General features: G+C 76.5%; 1 protein-coding gene. It reads left to right on the forward strand.

Annotated features, from left to right (window positions below):
• Positions 1-1,141: aminopeptidase P family protein (locus GTQ99_RS23420; RefSeq protein ID WP_166618044.1), on the forward strand; the 1,141-nt coding region annotated here is incomplete at its 5' end.
• Positions 1,142-1,168: the final 27 nt, after the last annotated feature.

Genomic DNA, 1,168 nt, shown 5'->3' on the forward strand with positions numbered 1-1,168 from the left:
CCACGACGCGGTCCTCTACCTGCGCCCGCAGGCCGGCCGCGACTCCGAGGAGTTCTTCGCCGACGCCCGCTACGGCGAGCTGTGGGTGGGCCCGCGCCCGAGCCTGGCCTCGCTGGCGGCCACCACGGGCCTGGAGTGCCGCGACATCGCCGCCCTGGCCGACGAGGTGGGCCTCAGCCTGGCCGCGGGGACCACGAGCGGGCTGCGCCTGGTCCCGGACGCCGACCCGGCCGTCACGGCGCTCGTGACGCCGCTGCGCAGCGGCGGGGCCGCGCGCGCCGACGACGAGTTCGTCACCGCGCTCTCGGAGCTGCGGCTGGTCAAGGACGACTTCGAGGTGGCCCAGCTGCGCGCCGCCGTGGCCGCCAGCGCGCGCGGGTTCGAGGAGGTCGTGCGCGCGCTGCCCCGCGCGGTCGGCCACCCCCGCGGCGAGCGCGTCGTGGAGGCCGCCTTCGACGGCAACGCCCGCGTGGAGGGCAACGGCGTGGGCTACGAGACGATCTCGGCCGCCGGCGACCACGCCTGCACGCTGCACTGGATCCGCAACGACGGCGCGGTGCGGCCCGGTCAGCTGCTGCTGGTGGACGCCGGCGTGGAGGTGGACTCCCTCTACACCGCCGACGTCACCCGCACGCTGCCCGTCGACGGCCGCTTCACCGACGCCCAGCGGCGCGTCTACCAGGCCGTGCTGGACGCCGCCGACGCCGCCTTCGCCGTCGCGAGGCCGGGGGTGCGCTTCCGCGAGGTCCACGAGGCCGCGATGCGGGTCGTCGCCGACCGGCTGTCGGCCTGGGGGATGCTGCCGGTGGACGCCGCGACGTCGCTGGCCCCCGAGGGCCAGTTCCACCGGCGCTGGATGCCGCACGGCACCAGCCACCACCTCGGCCTGGACGTCCACGACTGCGCCCAGGCGCGGCGGGAGACGTACCTGGACGCCGAGCTGCGCGAGGGCATGGTCTTCACCATCGAGCCCGGCATCTACGTCAAGAGCGACGACGAGCTGGCGCCCGCGGAGCTGCGCGGCATCGGGGTGCGCATCGAGGACGACGTCCTCGTGACCGCCGACGGCGTGGAGAACCTCACCGCCGCCCTGCCGCGCGAGGCCGACGCCGTCGAGGCGTGGATGGCCTCGCTGCGCTGAGCGCGGCGGGCGCGTGCGGGACGGGGG

The organism is Kineococcus vitellinus, from assembly GCF_009906315.1.
GTDB classification, from domain to species: Bacteria; Actinomycetota; Actinomycetes; order Actinomycetales; family Kineococcaceae; genus Kineococcus; species Kineococcus vitellinus.